Origin of the sequence: Marinobacter sp. LM1, from assembly GCF_042763285.1 — a bacterium.
GTDB classification, from domain to species: Bacteria; Pseudomonadota; Gammaproteobacteria; order Pseudomonadales; family Oleiphilaceae; genus Marinobacter; species Marinobacter nauticus.
In genome coordinates this window covers 222,396-246,049 of sequence record NZ_CP114373.1, presented here as the reverse complement: position 1 = coordinate 246,049, position 23,654 = coordinate 222,396, and the positions used below count along the sequence as shown (strand labels likewise).

Here is a 23,654-nt window from a genome sequence, read left to right as displayed (position 1 = left end):
GCGATTATGACACTCGACTTCCGTCTTCGGCGTTTACCCGACACCTTATTCAATCTGCCGTACAACCGATTGTTACTGGTGGTACTGGCCTTCGCGGCACTCATGATTCTGACCGGCATCGGGTTACGCTCTCCGTGGCCCGCCGACGAACCGCGATTCGCCGAAGTCGCCCGGGAAATGGTGGCCTCCGGGCAATGGCTGCTGCCCATGCGGGGCGGCGAACTCTACCCGGACAAACCACCGGTGTTCATGTGGGCCATCGCCTTTTTCTACTGGCTGACCGGCAACCTGAAAATCGCGTTTCTGCTGCCGAACGCCCTGTGCAGCCTGCTAACCCTGGGCCTGGTGTTCGATCTGGGCACACGCTTGTGGAACCAACGCACCGGCGCCATTGCCGCACTGCTGCTGATGGTGGCACCCCAGTTCCTGATTCAGGCCCAGCGAGCCCAGATTGATGCCATGGTGGCCTGCTGGATCATGGTGGCCTGTTACGGTCTGATCCGGCATTTTTTCGTGCAGCCGTCCTGGCGTTGGTATTTCGTGGCCTGGGCCTTTATGGGGCTTGGCATTATTACCAAAGGGGTTGGCTTTCTGCCCGCCTTGCTGTTCATTCCGATACTGGCCCTGAAACTGCAGGACACTTCTCGGTTTCAGGGCACACTCCGCTGGCGCTGCGCCCTCGGGCCCCTGGTCATGCTGGCCGTTGTGGCAGCCTGGCTGGTGCCGATGGTGCTGGCCGTCAGTCACCTGGGCACGGACGAGGCCCTGGCCTATCGCGACAACATTCTGTTCAAACAGACCGGTGAGCGCTATGCCGATTCCTGGGGGCACATTCAGCCCTGGTATTACTACGTCGTCAGCGTGATTCCCTCGCTGTGGTTTCCGCTGCCGCTGCTATTCCTGGCACTGCTGCGGCCCATTCGTGAGATTCTCAAACACAGGCTGGACGTGGTGGTTCTGCTGGCGTGGGTCGTGTTGGTGGTGGCATTTTTCAGCCTGAGCCCGGGTAAACGCGGGGTCTATGTGCTCCCGGCTTTGCCGGCACTGGCCCTGAGCCTGGCCCCGGCATTGAGTGGACAAAACCCGGCACGCTGGTTCGGGGCGGTCATCAGTGTTCTGCATCTGCTGCTTGGTGCAGCCTTGATCATCCTGGGCGTCCTAGCCTGGAATGACCACCCTCGTCTGGTGGAAAAGGTCGCTGACTACACCCAGGATCCGGCTCGACTGCACGAAGCCGGCACCCTGTTGTTCACCCTTGGTTTTATCTGGGTCGCAAGTCTCATGGCGTTCTGGCGCTGTCGGGCACTCGGGCGCTGGTTCATTGCCCTGATGGTGAGTTGGCTGGTGTTCACAACCTGGGGTTATCGGATTCTCGAGCCATTGCGCACACCCAGAAATGTGCTCGCCGCAGCCGAGCAGTTCGTGCCTGCCGGCGGGCAGATTGGCATGATTGATTTCCGTGAACAGTTTATTCTTTTCTCGAAGCGGGATTTCACTCATTTCAGCTTCTTCAGTTCACTGGAACAGGAAGATCGTAATGCATGGGTCTGGATGAAGAAGACGCCAGACAGTTACCTCATTGTGGCCGATCGGCATGCTCTGTCGTGCTTCACCACTGACGGCGCAAAATCAATTGGCACCGCTCACCGGGATACCTACGTGCTGCTGAGCGACCAGGACATGACTGACAGCTGTGAACCACCGGACAAGGTGACACGCTTTACCACCGAAAACCCCGGGAAGTGGTTGGACTGATGCAACCCTGAGAACACCGCAAATTTTGTTGGTCTCACGTACAATGGGCGCTTTTGAATTCTCAAGGAGGCGCCCTTGCTCCCTCGCTCGCAGATTGCACAAGAATGGCAGGCCTTCTGGCTGGCCCTGGGCTTCCTGACTCGTATCCCAATGCTCGTTCGGATTGATTACTCCCAGCGCCTGATGAACCAGAGCAGCGTTTATTTTCCCCTGGTGGGCCTTCTGCTCGGCCTTGGCTATTGCGCCGCCTACTTTCTGTTCTCATTGGTGGCCAGCCCGCTGGCGGCCATTATCCTGGTAGTTATTCTGCACCTGTTTATCACCGGGGCCTTCCACGAAGATGGCCTGGCCGACAGTGTTGATGCTCTCGGCGGCGGCTATACCGTTGAAAAACGACTGGAGATCATGAAAGACAGCCGGATCGGAACCTATGGCACAGTGGCACTGGTGATGGCCTTGCTGCTGAAAGTAGCTCTGCTGGCTGAGGCTGAATTGATCTGGCTTGCGTTGCTGGTGGCACCTGCGGTTTCCCGGCTGACACCACTGATATTGATGGCCTGCCTGCCGTACGTCACTGACCCCGATAAGAGTAAATCCAAGCCGGTGGCAGACGGTTTCTCCCGCAGCCGTTTGCTGGCGGCCGCGGGGTTTGTATTGTTGCTGGCAGCCGGATTATCACTCTGGCAGCCGTTACTGATTCCCGCAGCCATAACGGCCGTCCTGCTGGTTGCTGTGTTCTGGGGCAGCTATCTTCGTAGCCAGCTCGGTGGTTACACCGGCGACACCCTGGGCGCAGCTGTCGTGTTCAGTGAACTGGCGCTGTTGCTGTTTCTCTAACGTGGGGGCATCGTCAGTTATCCACCGTGAAGGACACTATCCGGGACAGGTGGCTGATGGGCATTTCCGTCTCTTCGTGCCAACGGTTGAACGCCTCCTGGGCCTGGCTCATGCCTTTCTTGCTGGCCGGTGAGGCATCCAGTATTCCGGCCCGGGTCAGGGCGGTAACCACATCGTGGGACAGGATAAAACCATCCCAACCCACCCGGCGCAGGAAGTACTGGGCTGAGTTCCCCCCCAGACGCTCACCGTTACGCTTCAGGTAGAGCAGCAGCCCCACCTGATCGGTCGACGGCCACTGGGCCAGAAACTGACCAAAGCTGCCATGGTCTTTCGCCACATCCATGATCATCCGGGCATTTTCCGGCACGGTCCGGATCTTCTGCATGTTGCGAACGATACGCTCGTCTGTAGCCAGCTGCTCGATCACTTCTGGCGGCACCTGCTGCCAGTAGGCGGGCACAAACCCTTCGAAGGCCGCCTCAAAATCCGGCCACTTGTTCTCGATTACCCGCCAGACAAAACCAGCCTTGAAAATGCATCGGGTGATCTCGGACAGGTAACGGTCGTCGCCGATCTCCGCCAGACGATGTTTTTCGGTGACCGGAGGCAACAGGGATTTCAGGGCCTGCTCGCCACCCTTCCGGGCCAAGGCCTGCTGGTAAAACACAGAAAACTTCATAGACCCTCCACAGAGATCCCCAAATTGGGACTTAAAGATCCCAATATGGGATTGAAAATACCCAAATCAGGTACTAAAGTACCCATATTGAGACTCATGAGATGCGACCTGACCATGCCTGGAACCAGTATCGGTGACGCACTGTTTACCAAAACCCAACAGCGCCTGCTATCGCTTATCTACGGCCATCCAGACCAGAGCCTGTACCTGAATGAACTGGTACGTCTAGCAAATATAGGGCGCGGCACCGTTGTCCGGGAGCTGGCCAAACTGACCGATTCCGGTCTGGTCGTCATGACCCGCCAAGGCAACCAGAACCACTACCAGGCCAACCCGGACAACCCGATCTTCGATGAGCTGAAACACATCGTCCAGAAAACCTTTGGTATTTCCGATGTGCTCCGGAATGCCCTGGCGCCACTGGCGGATACTCTCGAACAAGCCTTTATCTACGGTTCCGTGGCAAAAGGGGATGCCCATGCGGGCAGCGATGTCGATGTCATGCTGATCGGCCACGATCTCAGTTACAGCGAGGTTATGGAACTGCTGGCCCCCGCCGAACAACAATTACAACGAACCATCAATCCCACGTTATACTCTCCCGCCGAGTTCGAGCAGCGTATCAAAGACAATCAGAGTTTTGTCACCCGGGTGCTGGACCAACCCCGCCTCGACCTCCGCTTCAGCCACTGAGACAAGACACATTGCATGGAAGCACTCGATAATCTGGTCAGGATCCGACGACTCAAGGCAGAACCACCTGATGCCCGGGAGTTCGAAGGCATGCTCAAGGCTGCCGACACCAAGCTCCGGGACGCCTGCATTGAGGGATTGTCTGAGGACAGCCAGTTCTCTCTGGCTTATGGCGCCGCCCACGCATTATCGCTCGCCGCCCTGAGATGGCACGGGTATCGTTCCGAAAGCCGTTATATTGTCTTCCAGTGCCTGCAACACACCATTGGCTTACCCAATGCCAAATGGCGCGTGTTGGACAAGTGTCATTCGGCCCGCAATCTGGCCGAATACGAGGGCCACATGGACGTGAACCCCCAATTGCTGAAGGAGCTGATTGCGATCACTCGCGAGCTGCAATCACTGGTGAGGGATCTGCCGCCAATAGGAAACTGACGTCCATCCCGATGTCAGACCTGCTTTAACCGGGCCAGCAGGGACTCCTGATCAAGGGCGCCACCCCAGGTATTACCATGTACCAGATCTTCCAGCGGCAGCCGGGAACGCCAGCCTTTGGACTGTAATTCCGGTTGCTCCAGGAATTCACTGACATAGCCCAGGCAGAGATAGGCCAGTGGGTATACATGATCCGGTAACTGCAGGATATTCGACAGTACATCCTGATCCAGGATGCTCACCCAGCCCACGCCAATGCCCTCGGCCCGTGCCGCCAGCCAGAGATTCTGCACCGCCAGGCAGGTGCTGAACAGATCCATTTCCATAATGGAATTACGCCCCAGGACATTGGGGCCGCCGCGGGATCGATCACAGGTGATGCAGAGGTTGATGGGGCTTTCCAGAATGCCCTGCAGTTTCAGGCTCCGATAGGTTTGCTGGCGCTCGCCGGTGTAGTTTTCCGAGGCCTTTGCGTTTTCATTGTTAAAACTGTCCAGCACCTGCTCGCGCACCGCCAGGCTGTCGATCACGATGAAATCCCAGGGCTGCATGAAGCCGACGGACGGGGCGTGGTGGGCAGCTCTCAGGATGCGCGCCAGAACCGCCTCCGGAATGGCATCCGGCAGGAACTGAGAGCGCACATCCCGGCGCTCGAAGATGGCCCGGTACAGGCCTTCGCGCTGGGCCTCGCTGAAGGGATCATTCGGGTTACTCACAACTGCAAAAGTCTCCTTAACCGGTCTGTGTCCAGGCACTGGTGCACCTGATCGGCCAGGCGATCAAGCTGCTGCAGACGGTGACGCTGGTAGTCCACCGACTGCTCGCCCTGTGTTTTAAGGCCTGCCCAGTCCAGAATGGCATTGCAGGCGGCTGGCTCGTCGAAGACGCCGTGGATATAGGTACCCGCCACCTGGCCATCCGCACTGACGGCGCCATCCGGCCTGCCTTCCAGCTCTGCAAATGGGCGCACCAGCGCGGCACCTTCCGTGACACCGTTGTGCATTTCATAGCCTTTCAGGGCGCTTGTCACCGCCGTGCTGGCAATATGGGAAGTCAGCCCACCAATTACCATTCGAAGCTGCTTGCCCGGCACCATACGGGTCACCATCTCGAACAGGGCCAGGCCCTCGGTTATACCGATTTCACCTTCCAGCCCTTCCGGGTCTTCCACTTTAAGTCCCAGCATCTGGAAGCCGCCACAGATACCCAATAGCTTGCCGCCATACCGCAGGTGTTTCTGGATGGCCTCCGGCCAGCCTTGTTGCTTCAGCCACTGCAGGTCGTGCCGGGTGCTTTTGCTGCCGGGCAAAATAACAAGATCGGCTGGCGGAATGGGTTCATCCGGCCCCACGAACACCAGGTCAACGCCCGGGTGGAGTCGCAACGGATCAAAATCGTTGTGGTTGCTGATTCGGGGCAATACCGGCACCACCACTTTCAGGGCGCCGGCCTCACTGGTGCCGGCGGCACTGACGCTGTCTTCGGAGTCGATCACCAACCCGTGCAGGTATGGCAAAACGCCGAACACCGGCTTGTCCGTGTGTTCCGTCAGCCAGTCCAGCCCGGGCTCCAACAGCCCAATATCACCCCGGAACCGGTTGATGACAAAACCCGCCGTCCTGTCCCGCTCACTCTCGGAAAGCAACGCCAGTGTACCCACCAACTGGGCGAAAACCCCACCCTTGTCGATATCCCCTACCAGCAACACCGGGCAATCGGCGGCTTCGGCAAAACCCATGTTGGCAATGTCGTTGGCCCGCAGGTTGATTTCCGCGGGGCTGCCGGCGCCTTCGGCGATGACCACATCGTAGCGGGCGCTCAGATCCCGCCAGCTCGCCATCACCGAATTCATCGCCTCAGCTTTGTAGGCGTGGTAATCCAGAGCATCCATATTGCCATGGACCTTGCCCCGCAAGATCACCTGGGCGCCGCAATCGCTCTGGGGTTTCAACAACACCGGGTTCATGTCGCTGTGGGGCTCCAGGCCACAGGCCAGCGCCTGTAACGCCGTGGAACGGCCAATCTCGCCGCCATCCACGGTGACTGCACTGTTCAGGGCCATATTCTGGGGCTTGAATGGCGCGACTGAGACCCCCTGCCGGGCCAGCCAGCGACACAGCGCCGCCACCACCGTGGTTTTGCCAGCATCCGAGGTGGTGCCCTGCACCATCAGGGTGGGCATTTACAGCTCCACACCCTTCTGGGCCTTGATGCCCTGATCCTTGAAGGCATGTTTGACCACACCCATCTCGGTGACCGTATCAGCCAGATCAATCAGTTCCTGCGGAGCCCCGCGACCGGTGACCACCACATGCTGCATTTCCGGACGGGCCTGCAGGTCGTCCAGCACCCTATCGAGATCGATGTAGTCGTACTTCAGGGCGATATTCAGTTCATCCAGCAGTACCAGGTCATAGCTGTCATCGCTCAGCATGCTTGCTGCAACTTCCCAGGCATCGGTTGCGCTCTTAACATCCTGTTCCCGGTTCTGAGTGTCCCAGGTGTAGCCCTGTCCCATCACGTGGTAGGTGACGTTCGGCAGCTCACGGAAGAAAGCTTCCTCACCGGTGCTGAATGCGCCTTTGATAAACTGGACGATGCCCACTTTCATACCGTGGCCCAGAGCCCGGGCCACCATGCCAAAGCCTGAACTGCTTTTGCCCTTGCCGGGGCCGGTGAGCACCAGCAACACGCCCTGTTCTTTCTGGGCTCGGGCGATGCGCTCCTGCATGATTTTCTGCTTGGCGGCCATGCGCCTGGCATGGCGTTCGGGGTCTTTGGCGCGTTCACGCATGATGACTCTCCTTGGGTTAAAGCGTTCGAGTTGCTCAAGAAAACCGGATTTCCTCACCGCGAAAGATCGCGCTAATCAAAGCAGGCGCTGACGGGAAGTATCCGTGAAAATAGCTGGCCACCAGATTCTGGTCGCGATACACCGCCTCACCTTCCGAGCCAGCCTGTTTCTTCGCCCTGGCGGCAGGTAGCCACGGTGTCTCAAGACTCGAATGGTGATAGGTGTGGCCCCGCAACCCGCCGAGCTGGGTTTCCAGACTTTGCAGACCCAGTGCGGTCAGTCGGTTAGCCATGGTCGCCCGCCCGGGCACCAGGCCCAGCAGACGATGTACTTTGCCGTCTTTATCTGCCAGCTCTTCGGCACAGGCCATCAGACCACCGCACTCTGCCAGAATGGGTTTACCGGCCTGGTGGAAGGCGCGAATCGACGCGAGCATGGCCTGATTCTCAGCCAAGGTCCCAGCATGTAACTCTGGATAGCCGCCCGGTAGCCAGAGTGCATCGGCCATCGGCACTTCCGAATCTGTCAGGGGCGAAAAATACACCAGCTCAGCGCCCATGGCGGTGAGCAGATCCAGGTTGGCGCGGTAGATAAAACTGAAGGCCGCATCCCTGGCAACCACGATCCTGAGCCCCGCCAGCAGCAGTTCTGGCCGGGAAGGTGCCTCAAAATGAAAAGACACGGGCTTGGGCAGCACATCCATGCCCGCTGACATCAGGACTTCGGCAGCCTTATCCAGCCGATCACTGAGGTCGTCCATTTCAGCCGCCTGGACCAGACCAAGGTGCCGGTCCGGAATGTTCATGGCATCGTTTCGGGGTATCGCTCCCAGCAGGCTGATACCTTCCGGCAGGCTCTCCCGTAGCAGCTCGCCGTGGTAGGGGCTGCCAATCTTGTTGGCAATTACCTGATGAACAGGGAGTTCGGAATCAAAGCTCGCCAAGCCGAGGGCAACCGCGCCGAAGGTCTGAGCCATACCTTTGGCATCAATCACGGGCAGGGCCGGAATACCCGCCAGTTTGGCCAGGTCGCCGCTGCTGGGGCTGCCATCAAACAAGCCCATGGAACCCTCCACCAGAATCAGGTCCGCGCTCTGGGCGGCCTCGGCCAGCCGCCACCGACACTCGTCCTCGCCGGTCATCCAGGGGTGCAACTGGTAAACCGGGTTACCGGAGGCTACCTCCAGCACCATGGGGTCCAGGTAATCCGGCCCGTGTTTGAACACCCGGACGTTACGGCCGGCGTTCCGGTGCAGTCGGGCCAGGGCGGCGGTGACCATGGACTTGCCCTGGCCGGAGCCGGGGGCGGTGATCATGGCCGCTGGGACCTTATTTTCCATCATTCAAACCAACTCCATAAGTTTGGCGACCGGTGGCGGGGTGTGCCTCCCGGGACCGTCAAAACAGGGATGTTTTTGTCGAGCGTACAGGGACGTATTTACAGCGTGTCCCGGGAGGCACACCCCGCCACCGGTTGCTGCACAAGGCTCGAGGTCAGGTTCGTCTCGGCACAAAAAAAGGCGCGCCATCCACTTCCACCGTTGCCAGTTGCTGGTTGTACAAACGTTCCAGAGCGTTCGGCACCAGCATCCTTTCTGCCGGGCCCCAGCAAGCTTCGCCATTGGGGTACATCAGCAGAATATGATCACACCAGCGGGCAGCCAGATTCAGATCATGCAGGCACATGAAAATCGCGTTCCCGGCTGCCGCACGGTCGGTGAGCAGTTTCATGACGGCCACCTGGTGATGCAGATCCAGATGATTCGTCGGTTCGTCCAGCAACCAGGTATGAGGCGACTGGGTCATCAGGGTGGCAATCGCGACTCGCTGGCGTTCGCCGCCAGAAAGGGTGCTGACCAGGCGGTCTTTCAGGTGCAGGACATCCAGCGCTTCAAGAGCCCTTTGCGCCATAGCCAGATCGCCTGCCCCTTCCATCTGCCACGGAGACAACCAGGGATGGCGACCGATCAGCGCGGTTTCCATTACCGTTGCCGGGAAGCCGTCCTGCCGGTCCTGGAACACCAGCCCCAGCTGTTGAGAGAACACACGGCGTTTTATTCCGGATACCGAAACATCATCAAGATACAAAGCACCAGCGCGAGGCGGCCGAAGGCCTGCGAGCGTATGCAGCAAAGTGGTCTTGCCGGCACCGTTGGGCCCGAGCACGCCCCAGATCTGACCGGAGCCGATGGTTAAATCCAGCGGGTAGCCATCGGCGCGGCCGGGAATATCAATCACCAGGTTCCGGGTACTCAGGGTCTGCATGTGGCGGCTCTGCATGGCGTCCATCACCGACTCCGGTACAGCAGGTACAGGAACGTAGGTACACCCAGCAACGCGGTGATCACACCCACCGGTAGCTGTTCCGGCGCGATCACCACCCGCGCCAGGGTATCCGCCAGCACCAGAAGGGTGCCGCCAGCCAAGGCACAGGCTGGCAGAATCAGTCGCTGATCATTGCCCAACACCAGCCGGAGCATATGTGGAACCACAAGGCCGACAAAGCCTATGCTGCCCGCCATGGTGACCGCCGTGGCGGTGAGCAAGCTGGCGAGAATGTAAATCAGCCATTCCAGCGGGCGCACCGAAATACCCAATGCCGCCGCCTGCATCGGTCCCCGAGCCAACACATTCAGGCTCCGACCCAGTGGCACCACCAGAACACAAACAACAGTCAACAATCCCAGTCCGGGCCATGGTATCCGGGCGTAAGAAACATCGCCCATCAGCCAGTACAGCATGCCCGGCAACTCCCGGGCCGGGCTGATCGCCAACATCAGGGTAATCACCGCACCCCAGCCAGCGGCCACCACCACCCCGGTCAGCAACAGGCGGGAGGGCGTCCAGCTGCCAGTGCCATGGGCCAGCCCAAACACCATCAAGGTCGCGAGCAGGGCACCGGCAAAGGCAGAACCGGAAATAACCGCGCCGCCAAGTCCCGCCAGCATCGCCAGCAACGCACCAACAGCGGCGCCGCCGGACAGGCCCAGAACATAGGGATCGGCAAGCGGGTTACGCAGCAATACCTGCATCAGGGCCCCGGCCACGGCCAGCAAACCTCCGGTGGCAAAGGCCGACAAGGTTCTGGGTAGCCGGAGTTCAAGGATCAGCGTGCGCTGGAGATTCGAGCCTTCACCCAGAAACACCGACAGCACATCAGCAGGTGATATCGCCACGCTGCCAACACCGACCGAGATCACCATGGCCAGCACGCCGGCCAGAGCCAGCACCAACAGTGGCAAAGTGATCGGCCGGATCACGCCAGGGCTCCATTAAGGTCGCCGGTCACGGGCCACCTCCAGTTTTTCACAAAACAGGCGCGTACCTTCGAGCATTCTCGGTGTTGGTCGCTGTACCAGAGATGGCGGGATAAAAAACAGGTTGTCCCGCTCTGTGGCGGTCAGGCTCGGGAATGACTGCCATCGAGTCAGCCAGTGGCGGTTTTCCTCCCCCATCCCGCCCGCCAGGATAGCTTCGGGATTGGCCGCAATAACGGCCTCGGCACTGATTCTGGGCACCAACCGTTCCAGGTGGCCAAACACGTTGTCACCCCCACACAGCTCAATCATTTCACCAATCAGATGGTCACCGTTAATCGTCATCAAAGGCTCATCCCACACCTGATAGAACACCGGTACCGGGTCGGCATCGGTAAACCTGGCTCGCAGGTCTGTAATGCCTTTGCGAAATCGCTCAGCTTCGGCAAAACCCGCGGCGTCGGTACCGGCCAAGATAGAGAGACGTTCAATGGTGTGAGACACAGCCTCAAAACTGCGGGGCTCGATGGAGAACACAGGCACACCCATTTCTCTGAGTGTCGCCAACTGCTCGGTCGGGTTACCGGTTACCCAGCCAATCACCAGATCCGGCTGCAGTTCCAACAGGCGCTCCATGTCCATGCGGGTGTGGCTGCCAACCGAAGTGACTTCTTTGGCGGCCGGGGGGTAGTCACTGTAGGCGACCACTGCGACCACCTGATCGCCGGCTCCTGCAGCCCAGGCCAGCTCGGTAGCCCCGGGGGAAAGCGCGGCAATCCGTTGTGCCGGTTGCTCAAGGCAAATCTCTTTACCCAGATCATCCGTGGCACAGACCGGCGATGCCAGGGCGGGGAATGCCAGCAGCATCCCGCCCAGAATCAAAGCCATTGCCTTCAGATCTGCCACAGAGGCCTCCCCCGGTTTAACGGTTATTATCGGATATCGTAACGCACGGTCAGCATGGCAGTGCGGCCGGCTGCAATGTAGTCCAGGTCATTCTGCCGATCATAACGAGCGGTGCTGTATTCCTTGTCCAGCACGTTAGCCAGCGTCAGCCGGGTTGACCAGTCAGGGGCAAAGCGCCAGCCCGCCCGCAAGTCCAGAGTAGCAAAACCGGGCAGTCTGTCGTCGTTGGCACGGTCATCGTAACGATAACCTTCGGCCACCACTGTGCCACCGAAGTCCCAGGTACCAACGCGCTTACTCAGGTCAAGACGCAAGGTTTTGCCACTCCGGCGCTGGAGTCGGTTTCCGGTTTCCCGGTCTTCCGGATCCAACAGCGTCAGAGCCGCATCACCGCGCCAACCATCCCGCTCAAAACCAGCGCTGAACTCGGCACCACGGATTCGGGCTTCATTGACGTTCATTGGCGTCCACAAGCCACTGGGGGTCGGGCTCCAGGCAATCAGGTTGTCCACATCCAGTTGGAACAGCGCTGCATCCCAGAACCAGGTCTGATAGTGGCCACTGGCACCCAACTCCACCGTGCCGGACTCTTCTGCCTCCAGGTCCGGGTTGGCGCCGGGAAAATACAGATCGTTGAAGGTGGGCGCCCGGAAAGACGTACCATAACTGATCCGTACTCGGTGGGATCGATCCAGAGCATGGCCAAGGGCAATGCCACCGGTTTCATTTTTGCCGTAGGCTTCGTTGTCGTCACCGCGCACACTCAGTTGAAGGTCGGTTGGGCCGAAGTTCAGGCGCAACTGGCTGTACAGGGCGGTGTTGGTGCGGCTGGTCTCGGCGTAATCGGTGGTACCGCTGACTTCGTCAGTCATTAACTCTGCCCCTACCACCAGCTCATGGACATTCCAGGTAAAGGTGTTGTCCCAACGCGCTGCCCGTGAACGGGTATTGAAGGTGCTGTTGAACGTGGGCGTAATGTTGTCGGTTTCGTCCCGGGATTCAGAGAACTGAAGTGAATGCCGCCAGTAGTCACTCACCGGGGTTTCCAGCCCGAAGCCGATGGTGCGAATCATGAAATCAATTTCGCCGCCTTCGTATTCGGTATTGCCCTCGCTTTGCACCATCACCAGGCTGGCTTCTCCGCCGGAGTCCAGCTCATGGACGACACGTCCGATACCGGCGGTGTTACGGAAGCCCCGGTCGTCACCATCGGTGATCACTGCTGTACCGTCGGTTTCTTTATGCAAACCACTCAGGCTGAAACGGGTATTTCCAGCGCGGGCAGCAACACCGGCACTACCCTTCTGCGTGTTGAAATTGCCTGCACCGGCTTCTACCCAACCTGCCGGCGTGTCTTCCGGGTCCAACGTAAAGGCCTGCACCACACCACCGACAGCATCGGAACCGTACAGTGAGCTCCGGGCGCCACGGACAATTTCCACGCGCTCGATCAGTTCAACGGGAAAGTACTGCCAGGAAGGACCACCGGATGTGGCCGAACGCAGGCGCACACCATCAACCAGCAGCAGCGTGGAGTCGTTGGCCGTACCGCGGGTGTAGACACTGGTGGTTTTTCCAAAGGAACCGTTGCCGGTCACGTTGATTCCGGGTTGTCCTCGCAGGAGCTGGGTGAACTCTGAGGGGCTTTGCTCGCGGATGGTTTCTTCGTCAATAACCGTGACCGATGACAGGCTTTCACCCGCAGTCAGAGGCCCAAGGGTGGCGGTAACGACAATCGGTTCCAGCTTGCGTTCATCCGACGCTTCATCGGCGGCAACGGCTGGAAACGCCAGTGGTAACAACATCAGGACGGGAAGGGCTTTGGCAGTACTCATAGCTTCACTCACGGTTCACCGCACGCACCCGTACGGTCGATCAATTAACTGCGGAGGAAGACAGACTGCTCAGACGGGGGTGGAGGGCGTGTCAGTACTTGCGAGCCAGGTTCACCCACCGCCGTCGCCCTCCGCAACGTCTGGTGTCCGGAACTCACGGTTCCGCCTTTCAGGCCGGTCTCCGGGCTTACAGGCGGAGCCGATGCTCCGGGGCAACCACCTTCCCATGCCGTTGGCACAGTGGCGTACTGGATTGCCTTTCACCTGATTACCGTTGCGGGGGCAGCGCCGGAATGTCACCGGCTTCCCGTTTCACTGCGAGCACTCCTCCGGACTATCGCCAGCCTGGACAAAATGCATACAGCACCTGAAATCGCGGGCAAGACTATCAACCAGGGTGGGGGTGGTCAATGAGATATGTTAATTCAGACAACGCACCCTCCAGCCGTTGCCAACCGGTTTCATCCGGCGGCAAACCGAAACGCAGGGCTGCGGGTGCATCAAAACGTCGGACCAAAATGCCACGGCGAGCCAGTTGTTCGGCAATGTCCGCTGCACGGGGATGTTGAACCGTTCTGAAAAGCAGGGTGCCGGCGGGGATCGGCATCCCAGATTTTCTGAGCAGACCGTCCATTCGCAGTCTTGCCGTTTGCAGGCTGGCACGAGCCTCCACCTGCCAGGCCCGGTCTTGCAGAGCCCTGGCCATCAGGTACCGGGCCGGACCGCTGACCGCCCAGGGGCCAAGTTCGTTCGCCAGCTGGCGCGCCAGGCCAGGATCGGCCAGGACCGCACCGGCACGGAGACCGGCCAGCCCGAAAAACTTGCCCAGTGAGCGCAACACGATCAGCCCCGGAGCGCCCGCCCACGGGTCCAGGCCGAAGCCCGGCTCGCCCTCAATAAACGCCTGATCCAGCACCAGCCAGCCATCACGCTCGCGCAGCCGCTCGTGCCAAAACCGTAAACGGGCAGGATCCATCAGCTTCCCGGTCGGATTATTCGGCTGTATCCAGACTACTACATCCACAGAATCCAACCATGCCAGCTCCGCTTGCATTGTCGCCTGTTCAGGAATCGCCACCACGTCGAAACCCGCTCGCCGCCAGGCATGACCATGCTCACGATAACCGGGCATGGGCACAGCCACCCGACCGAAACCATGCATCCGGGCACGAACCGCTGGCAGTGCCATGATCGCCGCCTGGGAGCCTGCCACAGGCAGGCAGCAGGCACGCTCCGGTGCCCCGGCCCAGATACGGATAATCTCTTCCAGCCCATCCTCCGGCTCCGGCAGCCGTTGCCATACCTCCGCCGGAATTGCCGGAACCGGCCAGGGCACAGGATTAATACCGGTGGAGAGATCCAGCCATTGTTCCGGAGGAATGCCCCAGCGCTGAGCCGCGGCCCTCAGGCGGCCGCCATGCTCCGGCAAATCAGCACCATCGAACGCTGTCACCCGATACCTCCTGACCAGAACGCATTCAGACTTGCGGCCAAGGCCAACAACACCAACAGCCACAACATCACGCCACGCTGAACCAGGGAAATCGCGCCCTCCACGGTTTGCGCCGTGGCGCCTTGCCCGCTGCCCAGCACCGGTCGCTGTTTGATGCCAACGGCATAAGGCGCCGGGCCGCCCAGAGTGACCCCCAGTGCGCCAGCGCCTGCAGCCATCACCGGGCCAGCATTAGGGCTGTCCCACGCTTTTGACTGCTCACGCCAGCATTGCAGTGCCAACCGGGTATTGCCCAGCAACGCATAGGTCAAGGCAGTTAGCCGGGCAGGCACCCAGTTCATAGCATCATCGAGCCTGGCGGCGCAGCGTCCGAAATACAGATATCGTGGCGTCCGGTAGCCCCACATGGCATCCAACGTGTTCACCAGCCGGTGCAAAACCAGTCCGGGCAAGCCAGCGACCAGATACCAGAACACGCTTGAAAACACCGCATCCGCACCGTTTTCCAGCATGGATTCCGAGGCCGCGGCGGCAACGCCTTCGTCACTCAACGCTGCTGCATCCCGACTGACAATTCGGCCAACCGCCAGCCGGGCCCTGGCGCCATCCCCGCACGCCAACGCATTCGACACCGCCCGACCATGCTCTGCCAGCCCCCGTAATGAAATGGCAAGCCAGACACCGGCCACCTGAGTGAGCAGCCACAGCCAGCCCTCCAGGAGGAATTGCAGAAAAATTGCCAGTACGACGGCTGGCATGACCGCTACCAGAGTTGCCAGCAGCCCCCGCAACCAACTATTCAGAGCGACCGTTTGCTGACCATTCAGGCTATGTTCCAGCAGCGACGCCCACCGGCCGAAACCCACCAGCGGATGCCATCGCCGGGGCTCACCAAGCAGGCTGTCCAACAAAACCGCAGCAGCGCACACCAGCACTGCAACCAAAAACGTATCCAACGCAGGTCTCCCTTAATGAATTGCCGGCAAGTCTAACCGACCGGTCACGAAACTTGACAGCCTTGCCTCCCGGTTAGACCATCCTCGGTTTTCCGCCCACAAGGACCCATCGCCATGGCACTGCCCGACAGCTGGCTCACGTCTCCCCCACGGCCCTCGGTTCAGCACACAGCGCTTGCCGCCGAGCGCCAGCAGGTGCTCACAAAGCCACCCGGCTCTCTCGGGCAGCTGGAACAGCTCGCCATCAGTCTGGCGGGCCTGCACGGCACCGACAGACCCAGCGTTGATCCGGTGCGAATGGTGGTGTTTGCCGGCGATCACGGCGTTTGCGCTGAAGGCGTTTCCGCCTTTCCTCAGGCTGTCACCGCCCAGATGATCGCCAATTTTGCCAGCGGCGGCGCCGCCATCAGCGTGATGGCCGAGGAACTCGGTGCCAGTCTGGAAGTGGTCAACCTGGGTACCGTTGGCGAAGTACCGGAATTACCGGGCGTCATAGATCAGATTATCGCCCCTTCCACGGCCAACATGGCAGAATCACCGGCCATGTCCTCTCACCAGGTTGAATCCGCGCTATCCAGTGGCGACGAAGCCGCCAGGCGTGCCGCAAACGTTGGCTGCCGCCTGTTTATTGGTGGCGACATGGGCATAGGCAACACAACCAGTGCTGCAGCACTGGCCTGTGCCCTGCTGGGGCAGCAGCCCACCACCCTCGTTGGCCCGGGCACAGGACTGAACTCCGAGGGCGTTGCCCGCAAGGCCCGCGTGGTTGAGAAGGCCTTGCACCGACATGGCCCCGACCGGGACCCGCTGACGGTACTGGCCTCTCTGGGAGGCTTCGAAATAGCCGCACTGACCGGCGCCATCCTGGGCTGTGCCGCGCGCCGGATCCCGGTGCTGGTGGATGGCTTTATTGTCTCTGTCGCCGCGCTGGTGGCCGTGCATCAACAACCGGGGGCACGGGAGTGGCTTCTGTTTGCGCATCGGTCAGCCGAACCCGGCCACAGTGCCGTGCTGGAGGCCCTCGATGCTTCGCCCCTGCTGAACCTTGGCATGCGCCTGGGCGAAGGCAGTGGCGCCGCCGTCGCCGTGCCTTTGCTGCGCGCCGCCTGCGCCCTGCATAACCGGATGGCCAGCTTTACCGACGCCGGTGTCAGCGGCAAAGCGGGAGAATAGCCCCATGACCACCACAGTGATCGACCTGATACGCCATGGCGAACCAGAAGGTGGCCAGATGTTCCGGGGCAGTAAAGACGACCCTCTGAGCAACAAGGGATGGCGACAGATGATAGCCGCCATCGCCGAGGATGATCAGTGGGATGCCATCGTCAGTTCACCCATGCAACGATGCCGACGCTTTGCCCAGCAACTGGCCGAGGAACACAGCATTCCACTGCACATCGAAGAAGATCTCCGGGAGATCGGCTTCGGTGAGTGGGAAGGGTTGACCGCAGAGCAGATCCAGGAGCGTTATGGGGATCACCTCAACCACTTCTGGCAGGATCCCATCAACTGCCTCCCCCCCGGCGGTGAAGCTGTGACAGATTTCTACCAGCGCACCATCGATGGCTTTAATCGATGGCAGCAAACACTTGCCAGCAAACGGGTCTTGGTGGTCTGCCACGGAGGCGTGATCCGCATGGTGCTGGCCAATGTATTGGGCATTCCGCTGGAGAGATCATTCACCGGCTTTGCCGTGCCTTACGCCTGCCGCAGCCGGATACAGGTGGACCAGTCCGAATTCGGTGTGTTTCGCAGCCTGATCAGCCACCAGCCTTGAGGGTAAGTGGCAAACCCGCCACGGCCATCACCACCTCATCACAACGCTGGGCCAGGGCCTGATTGAGCCAGCCCAGCTCATCCGCAAAGCGACGGGTCAGCGGATCCATGCCGATGGTCCCGAGCCCCACTTCGTTGGTCACAATGACCAGGGAGCCAGGATAGACCTCAACCGCCTCCAGAAAGGCCGCCCGTTCGGGCTGGAACAAGGCGCCGTCGGCAAACAGCAGATTGCTCAGCCACAGGCTCATACAGTCCACCAACAGCAACGGCGGTTCTCCCGGGCCGCTGGCATACTCTGATAATACCTGACCCAGGCGCAGCGGCTCTTCAGCAAGCTGCCAGTGGTCCGGCCGCAGTTCCTGGTGACGCTGGATACGCAGTGCCATTTCATCATCGCCTGCCGTCGCGGTCGCCACATAAACCACGTCGTCACCGGTCGCTTTGGCCCTCTGCTCAGCCAGCCCGGTCTTACCGGAGCGAATCCCGCCGGTTACCAGTAACTTGTTGACCATAAACCTTTCTCCAGCCCGCCCCATTCCGGTGCCAAGGTACACCAACCGGACAGACAACTGCTATAGTTTGGCCAGACTCCGGAAACGGCGGCACCGCAATCGCCGGCTTCAGAACAAGACCGATTAACCCTGGAGAACCCATGCAGGCCGAGCTGCTCGACATCCGCAACCACATCGCCCAACACGCTCCCTTCGACGAAATGCCCGAAGAACTGCTCGACCGCATCGTCACTGGCATCGAAGTGGCCTATTACCGGGCCGGCACCCAGATCCTTGAGCTGGGCCAGCAGAACTACTGGTTGCACTACATCCGCAGCGGTGCGGTGGAAATCTTCCGGCGCTCCGGCGAGCTATACAACCGCATCGGTGAGGGCGAAATCTTTGGCCAGTTTGGCCTGCTGCGCAATCAGAAAGTGCGCTTTCCGGCCAAAGCCATCGAAGACTGCCTGATCTACAAAATCCCCTACGAGACCTTCCAGCATCTGTGGGAAAACGACGAGAACTTCGCGGATTTTGTCGAGATTGAAGACCACAGCCGTCTGCGTTCGGCGGTCTCGCGCCGGCACAAATCCAACGAACTGATGTCCGCCAAGGTCACCCGGCTAATCGCCCGCGAGCCAGTCTCTGCCCCAACCACCGTGCGCCTTCAGGAAGCCGCCCGGATCATGACCGACAACGGCGTGTCGGCACTGCTGCTGATGGACGAAAGTGGGGATTCGCCCCGGCTCAAGGGCATCATCACCGACCGGGATCTGCGCACCCGGGCGGTCACCAACGCCCTGCCATCAGAAACCCCCATCAGCGAGATCATGTCCGAAGGGCTGATTACCATCAGCGCCCGCAGCTACATCTTCGAAGCCATGCTTACCATGCTGCACAATAACGTGCACCATCTGCCAGTCATGGAAGACCATGAAGTGCGCGGCGTTATCGCGCTGTCCGACATCGTCAAATACGAGAGCCAAAGCAGCCTGTACCTGGTGAGCAACATCTACCACCAGAACGACGTCAAAGGCCTGAAGAAAATCAGCCGCGAAGTGCGCGACAGCTTCGTGCGCATGGTGAATGAAGACGCCAACTCCCACATGATCGGCAGCGCCATGGCTGGCATCGGTCGAAGCTTCAGTCAGCGCCTGCTGGAGCTGGGCGAAGAAAAACTCGGCCCGCCACCCATCCCGTATTGCTTTATGGCTCTCGGCTCCATGGCCCGGGATGAACAGCTGGTGGTTACCGACCAGGACAACGCCATGGTGCTGGACGACAGCTTCATTCCGGAAGAGCACGACGAATACTTCCTGGCCCTGGCCAAATTTGTCTCAGACGGCCTGGCTGAATGCGGCTACACCTACTGCACCGGTGACATCATGGCCACCAATCCGAAATGGCGACAACCGCTGAGCGTGTGGAAGGATTACTTCACCGACTGGATCGACAACCCCAAAGCCGAAGCCCTGCTCAACAGCAACATCTTCTTCGACCTGGACGGCATCTACGGCGAAACTGACTATGCCGAACAGCTGAAAACCCTGATCGTGAACAAGGCCAGCAACAGCCAGCGCTTCCTTACCTTCCTGGCCCGCAATGCCCTGAACCGCACGCCGCCCCTGGGTTTCTTCCGCACCTTCGTCCTGGAAGAGGACGGCAAGCACCAGAAAACCTTCAACCTCAAACGCCGCGGCACCGCACCGGTTTCTGATCTCATCCGGGTGCACGCCCTGGCCTGCGGTTCCCGCTCCCAGAACTCCTTCGAGCGCCTGCGCGACATTGCCAAAACCAAACTCATGCTGGACGACGACGCCGGCAACCTGCGGGATGCCCTGGAATTCATCTCCATCGTCCGCATCCGCCATCAGGCCCTGGCCATCGAAGAGGGCCGCGACCCGGACAACAACGTGCGCCCGGAGGACCTGTCGCCATTTGAACGCAGCCACCTGAAAGACGCCTTCCAGATCGTCAGCAACGCCCAGAAATTCCTGCGCTTCCGCTATAACGCCGGGGGAGCCACCCGGAATGTCTAGCGTGATCAAAAGCGGCAACAGCAAGCAGAATTGGCCAGAGAACTACCGCAAAGGCGCCGAACAGGCGAAAGACGCCAGAATCCGCGCCTTCTACGAAGCCGGCTGCCCCAGTCCGGACACGCCTGTCCGGGATGTCCCCTTAGTGGCCCTGGACTTCGAAACCACTGGCCTGGAAGCCGACCAGCATTCCATCGTCAGCATCGGCCTGGTGCCCTTTACCCTGACAGGCATCCAGCTCGGCCAATGCTGGCACCAGGTGGTTCGCCCCAGACTGCCCCTGCACAAAACCTCTGTGACCATCCACGGCATTACCCACAGCGAAATCGAAAACGCCCCGGACCTGGAAGACGTACTCGACCCGCTGTTCGAACACCTCAACGGCCGAATCCCCGTGGTGCACTACCGCAACATCGAACGCCCGTTCCTGAACACCGCCCTGCAGTGGCGCCTGAACGAACAACTCCGCTTCCCGGTCATCGACACCATGGCCATCGAAGCCCACCTTCACCCAAACCGCAACCCAGGCCGCTGGCAGCAACTGATGGGCAAAAAACCGATCTCCATCCGCCTGGCCGACAGCCGGCTCCGCTACGGCCTGCCCCACTATGCTTCCCACAACGCCCTGATCGACGCCATCGCCACCGCGGAACTGCTACAGGCCCAGATCCTGCACCACTTCAGCCCGGAGACCCCCATTGGCGATCTGTGGGTGTGATGCCATAGCCCCAAGCCCCAGCAACCGATAGAATGTCCCCAAACCAGCCAAAGGGACCGAAGTGACCACACCAACCGCCAAAACCACCCCCCTGGACGCCTTTCGCCGCGCCAGAAGAATGTGGCTAAAAGGGGAAAAAATCAGCCTGGCTGCCCTCGCCGACGACCTCCACATCGGCCGCGCCACCCTGTTCCGCTGGGTTGGCAACCGCGACCTGCTGATTGGTGAAATCCTGTGGTCCCTGTACGAGCCCCTGTACAAAGAAGCCCGCGCCGTTACTCCCGGCCATGGCGTAGATTACGTGGTGGGCGTGTTCCGCCACATCAACATGACCATCCTGCACTTCGCGCCGCTGCGAAAGTTCCTGCATCAGGACCCGGAATACGCCCTGAAAATGCTCACTTCCTCCCACTCCACACTGCACGCCCGCACCGTGGAAGTGAACACCCGCCTGCTCAAAGACGAAGTGCGCGCCGGCCATCTGAGCCCACCCATGAACATCCAGAGCTTGTCCTACTTCATGGTACGAATCGCCGAGTCCTGCCTGTACAGCGACATCATTGGCGGCCGCGAACCCCGCGATGAAGAGCTTGAGGATGCCTGCACTGCCGTGCGCATATTGCTGGGCGGAAAGGTCTGAGCTCCTGATACCGCTGGAAACCTGGCCAGCCTGGGATTACTCTTTGCTGACAGTCACAGGAAATCACCAGCAAGGAGTGCACCATGAACCACCGCAACACCCAACCGCGCCTCAACGTGCTGCAAGCCGGCCTGCTGCTACTCAGCCTGGCCCTGGCACCGTTAGCCCACAGCGAAAACCTCACCGAAGACGATGTCACTTCCTTCATCGCCAGCATGGAAGCCATGCAGCCCCTGATCGACAAGCATCAGGACTTCATCGAATCCATCGAAGATCCAGCCGACGATGAGCGGGAAGTGGATTTCGCCCGGATGATGTCTTCGATGGTGGACGAAGTGAAAGGGCACGAAATGTACGATGACCTGGACGACCTGGTCGATGACTTCGGATTCTCCAGCCCGGAAGCCTGGGCCCGCAAAGGCGACCGCATCGTCAGCGCCTGGTTTGCCATCGAAATGGAAGCCCAGCCCGACATGGCACCGGATATCGCGGAGATGGAGCGCGCCATTGCCGAGATGGAAAACAATCCCGACATGCCCGAAGCCGCCAAAGCCCAGATGCGCGAAATGATGGAACAGATGATGGTGACCGTCAAAAGCGCATCCAGTGCGGCGAAGCAAGTGAGCGATGCCGACAAACGTGCTGTCCGGCCCCACGTAGAACGACTCAAGGCTGTGATGGAGCAGGACGAGAGCGACTACGAATAACACGCTCCCCAAAAACAAAACCCCGGTACTGTCGCCAGCACCGGGGTTTCTTTTTGCTGCCTGAGCAGCGAGGCGATCAGGCCGTCAGGTTGTAAACAAACACGATCGCCACGGCAATCGGCGTCACAAACCGGATCAGGTTGTACCACAGGCTGAACGCGCCACCCTGCAGCGCCAGGTCGCTCTTCAGCGATTCCTTGGCCACAAACCAGCCTACGAAAATGGCGGTCAGCAGGCCAGACAGTGGTAGCATGATGTTGGCGGTGAAGTAGTCCAGCAGGTCGAACACCGTCTTGCCTTCAAAGGCGGCGAACATGCCCAGCGGCGTCACATCAGACCAGACGTTCAGGGACAGAATGGAAACAATGCCCAGCGCCCAGCACAGCACGCCCACCAGAATAGCGCTGCCGGTGCGGGCCAGGCTGGTTTTCTCTTCAACCCACTCAACCACCGGCTCCAGCAGGGAAATGCCAGAGGTCCAGGCAGCAAACAGCAACAGAACGAAGAACAGGGTGCCGAACAGGCCGCCCATGGGCATGTTACCGAACGCCAACGGCAGAGTCTGGAAGATCAGACCGGGGCCGGCACCGGCTTCCAGGCCGTTGGCAAACACCACCGGGAAAATGGCCAGGCCCGCCAGCAGTGCCACCACAGTATCCATGATCGCCACACTGACTGCGGTGCGGCCGATGGAGACATCACGGCCCAGGTAGGAACCGTAAGCCATCATGATGGCCATACCCAGGCTCAGTGTGAAGAAGGCGTGCCCCAGGGCAACCAGTACGCCTTTGACCGTCAATGCCTCAAAATTCGGGGTGAACAGGAAACTAACCGCCTCGCCGAAATGGCCGGTCGTCGTCGCATAACCAACCACCAGCAACAGCAACAGGAACAGCGCCGGCATCAGGATGGTGACTGCGCGCTCCAGGCCGCCTTTCAAGCCCCGGGAAACCACCAGCACCACCAGCGCCATGAACACCGTGTGCCAGGCCAACAGCTGAATCGGGCTGCCCAGCAGGCCACCGAACAGCTCGCCCACAGATTCTGCAGTACCACCGGTGAAATCGCCCATGGCCGCGTGGCCAATGTAGGAGGCCGCCCAGCCACCGATGACCGAGTAGAACGACAGAATGATAAATGCAGCCAGCATGCCGACAATGGCCGAGACTCGCCAGGCCGGCGACGCCAGGTTGCGCTCCGCCACCAGCCGAAAACTGGTAATGGGGTTATGACGACCATTCCGGCCGATAAACACTTCCGCCATCATGATAGGAATACCGATGATGGCAATACAGAGCAGGTACACCAGAACGAAGGCACCACCGCCGTTCTCGCCGGTGACATAGGGGAACTTCCAGATATTACCGAGACCAACCGCGGAACCGGTGGCTGCCAGAATAAACGCGAACTTGGAAGACCAGAGTCCGCGAGCCCCGTTCCCGCTGTCTGCTGCGGAGTTGGACTGAGTCATGTGTTTGCTTCCTGTGCTTTTGGCTGAGGAAAATACGAATTGTCAGATCGCCCGGCACACGGCGTGCGGGCTATTGGGGCGGGATTCTGCCAGCACTGGCGGCATGATGCCAGTGCTGAGGGGCGAGCGCCGGGACAATTCATTGTTCCCGGCGCGGCCCGGGAATGCTAATCAGCGGGTTTTACTGACAAATCGGACAATCAGGTCTTT

At 60.0% G+C, this 23,654-nt stretch carries 23 protein-coding genes and 1 riboswitch; of the genes, 10 read left to right on the top strand and 13 right to left on the bottom strand.

The window, feature by feature from the left end; translation table 11 throughout:
* Nucleotides 1-6: 6 nt before the first annotated feature.
* The gene (locus OZ656_RS01095) at nt 7-1,755 is read left to right on the top strand and encodes a glycosyltransferase family 39 protein (protein WP_011783836.1); all 1,749 of its coding nucleotides are present in this window, start codon (nt 7-9) and stop codon (nt 1,753-1,755) included.
* Nucleotides 1,756-1,830: 75 nt separating this feature from the next.
* The gene (gene cobS / locus OZ656_RS01090; RefSeq protein ID WP_011783835.1) at nt 1,831-2,592 is read left to right on the top strand and encodes an adenosylcobinamide-GDP ribazoletransferase; all 762 of its coding nucleotides are present in this window, start codon (nt 1,831-1,833) and stop codon (nt 2,590-2,592) included.
* 13 nt (nt 2,593-2,605) lie between these two features.
* Here the strand turns inward: cobS and OZ656_RS01085 are convergent, their stop codons facing one another.
* Entirely contained in the window at nt 2,606-3,274 is a 669-nt protein-coding gene (locus OZ656_RS01085) for a DNA-3-methyladenine glycosylase I (RefSeq protein WP_153739788.1), read from the bottom strand.
* Between the two features lie 114 nt (nt 3,275-3,388).
* On the opposite strand from OZ656_RS01085, the gene OZ656_RS01080 reads away from it, so the two are divergent.
* Both OZ656_RS01080 and OZ656_RS01075 read left to right on the top strand, forming a co-directional pair.
* Nucleotides 3,389-3,967, top strand: a complete 579-nt coding sequence (locus OZ656_RS01080; RefSeq protein ID WP_023007791.1) for a nucleotidyltransferase domain-containing protein — start codon at nt 3,389-3,391, stop codon at nt 3,965-3,967.
* A gap of 15 nt (nt 3,968-3,982) precedes the next feature.
* A complete protein-coding gene (locus OZ656_RS01075) occupies nt 3,983-4,402 on the top strand; it encodes a hypothetical protein (protein WP_023007792.1) in 420 nt (139 codons plus the stop codon).
* Nucleotides 4,403-4,416: 14 nt separating this feature from the next.
* On the opposite strand, the gene bluB is transcribed toward OZ656_RS01075, so the two are convergent.
* The 10 genes from bluB to cbiB form a co-directional block, all read right to left on the bottom strand.
* Complete coding sequence (bluB, locus tag OZ656_RS01070; RefSeq protein WP_278349795.1) at nt 4,417-5,118, bottom strand: 5,6-dimethylbenzimidazole synthase; 702 nt, start codon at nt 5,116-5,118, stop codon at nt 4,417-4,419.
* Complete coding sequence (locus OZ656_RS01065; protein ID WP_278349794.1) at nt 5,115-6,584, bottom strand: cobyric acid synthase; 1,470 nt, start codon at nt 6,582-6,584, stop codon at nt 5,115-5,117. Before OZ656_RS01065 ends, bluB begins: the two co-directional genes overlap by 4 nt.
* Nucleotides 6,585-7,196 carry a cob(I)yrinic acid a,c-diamide adenosyltransferase gene (gene cobO / locus OZ656_RS01060; RefSeq protein WP_011783832.1) on the bottom strand — a complete coding sequence of 204 codons (612 nt, stop codon included), beginning with the start codon at nt 7,194-7,196 and terminating at the stop codon, nt 6,585-6,587. It abuts the gene before it with no gap.
* A gap of 34 nt (nt 7,197-7,230) precedes the next feature.
* Nucleotides 7,231-8,538 (bottom strand): cobyrinate a,c-diamide synthase, encoded by a 1,308-nt coding sequence (locus OZ656_RS01055; protein ID WP_278349793.1) that lies wholly within the window; start codon nt 8,536-8,538, stop codon nt 7,231-7,233.
* A 151-nt stretch (nt 8,539-8,689) separates the two neighbouring features.
* Nucleotides 8,690-9,484, bottom strand: a complete 795-nt coding sequence (locus tag OZ656_RS01050) for an ABC transporter ATP-binding protein (RefSeq protein ID WP_273030763.1) — start codon at nt 9,482-9,484, stop codon at nt 8,690-8,692.
* Entirely contained in the window at nt 9,484-10,398 is a 915-nt protein-coding gene (locus tag OZ656_RS01045) for an iron ABC transporter permease (RefSeq protein WP_050999037.1), read from the bottom strand. The genes OZ656_RS01050 and OZ656_RS01045 overlap by 1 nt, the downstream gene beginning before the upstream one ends.
* Nucleotides 10,399-10,467: 69 nt before the next feature.
* Complete coding sequence (locus OZ656_RS01040; protein WP_273030766.1) at nt 10,468-11,358, bottom strand: cobalamin-binding protein; 891 nt, start codon at nt 11,356-11,358, stop codon at nt 10,468-10,470.
* Between the two features lie 26 nt (nt 11,359-11,384).
* Nucleotides 11,385-13,193 carry a TonB-dependent receptor domain-containing protein gene (locus OZ656_RS01035; RefSeq protein ID WP_278349792.1) on the bottom strand — a complete coding sequence of 603 codons (1,809 nt, stop codon included), beginning with the start codon at nt 13,191-13,193 and terminating at the stop codon, nt 11,385-11,387.
* 154 nt (nt 13,194-13,347) lie between these two features.
* A riboswitch (cobalamin riboswitch) is annotated at nt 13,348-13,557 on the bottom strand.
* Nucleotides 13,558-13,581: 24 nt separating this feature from the next.
* Nucleotides 13,582-14,646 (bottom strand): threonine-phosphate decarboxylase CobD, encoded by a 1,065-nt coding sequence (gene cobD / locus OZ656_RS01030; protein WP_278349791.1) that lies wholly within the window; start codon nt 14,644-14,646, stop codon nt 13,582-13,584.
* Nucleotides 14,643-15,602, bottom strand: a complete 960-nt coding sequence (gene cbiB, locus OZ656_RS01025; RefSeq protein WP_278349790.1) for an adenosylcobinamide-phosphate synthase CbiB — start codon at nt 15,600-15,602, stop codon at nt 14,643-14,645. Before cbiB ends, cobD begins: the two co-directional genes overlap by 4 nt.
* Nucleotides 15,603-15,716: 114 nt before the next feature.
* Between cbiB and cobT the strand changes: the two genes are divergently transcribed.
* Nucleotides 15,717-16,775 (top strand): nicotinate-nucleotide--dimethylbenzimidazole phosphoribosyltransferase, encoded by a 1,059-nt coding sequence (gene cobT, locus OZ656_RS01020; RefSeq protein ID WP_278349789.1) that lies wholly within the window; start codon nt 15,717-15,719, stop codon nt 16,773-16,775.
* Between the two features lie 4 nt (nt 16,776-16,779).
* Entirely contained in the window at nt 16,780-17,379 is a 600-nt protein-coding gene (locus OZ656_RS01015) for a histidine phosphatase family protein (RefSeq protein WP_278349788.1), read from the top strand.
* Here OZ656_RS01015 and cobU read toward each other — a convergent pair.
* Nucleotides 17,363-17,893: a bifunctional adenosylcobinamide kinase/adenosylcobinamide-phosphate guanylyltransferase gene (cobU, locus tag OZ656_RS01010; RefSeq protein WP_014420182.1), complete on the bottom strand. Its 531-nt coding sequence runs from the start codon at nt 17,891-17,893 to the stop codon at nt 17,363-17,365. The genes OZ656_RS01015 and cobU overlap by 17 nt on opposite strands.
* A gap of 140 nt (nt 17,894-18,033) precedes the next feature.
* Here cobU and OZ656_RS01005 point away from each other — a divergent pair, with 140 nt between their 5' ends.
* The 4 genes from OZ656_RS01005 (at nt 18,034) to OZ656_RS00990 (ending at nt 21,973) form a co-directional block, all read left to right on the top strand.
* Nucleotides 18,034-19,911 carry a putative nucleotidyltransferase substrate binding domain-containing protein gene (locus OZ656_RS01005; protein ID WP_011783821.1) on the top strand — a complete coding sequence of 626 codons (1,878 nt, stop codon included), beginning with the start codon at nt 18,034-18,036 and terminating at the stop codon, nt 19,909-19,911.
* Nucleotides 19,904-20,626 carry a 3'-5' exonuclease gene (locus tag OZ656_RS01000; RefSeq protein WP_153739778.1) on the top strand — a complete coding sequence of 241 codons (723 nt, stop codon included), beginning with the start codon at nt 19,904-19,906 and terminating at the stop codon, nt 20,624-20,626. The genes OZ656_RS01005 and OZ656_RS01000 overlap by 8 nt, the downstream gene beginning before the upstream one ends.
* A 61-nt stretch (nt 20,627-20,687) precedes the next feature.
* Entirely contained in the window at nt 20,688-21,266 is a 579-nt protein-coding gene (locus OZ656_RS00995; RefSeq protein ID WP_011783819.1) for a QsdR family transcriptional regulator, read from the top strand.
* A gap of 83 nt (nt 21,267-21,349) precedes the next feature.
* A complete protein-coding gene (locus tag OZ656_RS00990) occupies nt 21,350-21,973 on the top strand; it encodes a hypothetical protein (RefSeq protein WP_011783818.1) in 624 nt (207 codons plus the stop codon).
* Nucleotides 21,974-22,049: 76 nt separating this feature from the next.
* Here OZ656_RS00990 and OZ656_RS00985 read toward each other — a convergent pair whose 3' ends face one another.
* Nucleotides 22,050-23,444: a sodium-dependent transporter gene (locus OZ656_RS00985; RefSeq protein ID WP_153739777.1), complete on the bottom strand. Its 1,395-nt coding sequence runs from the start codon at nt 23,442-23,444 to the stop codon at nt 22,050-22,052.
* Nucleotides 23,445-23,654 lie beyond the last annotated feature (210 nt).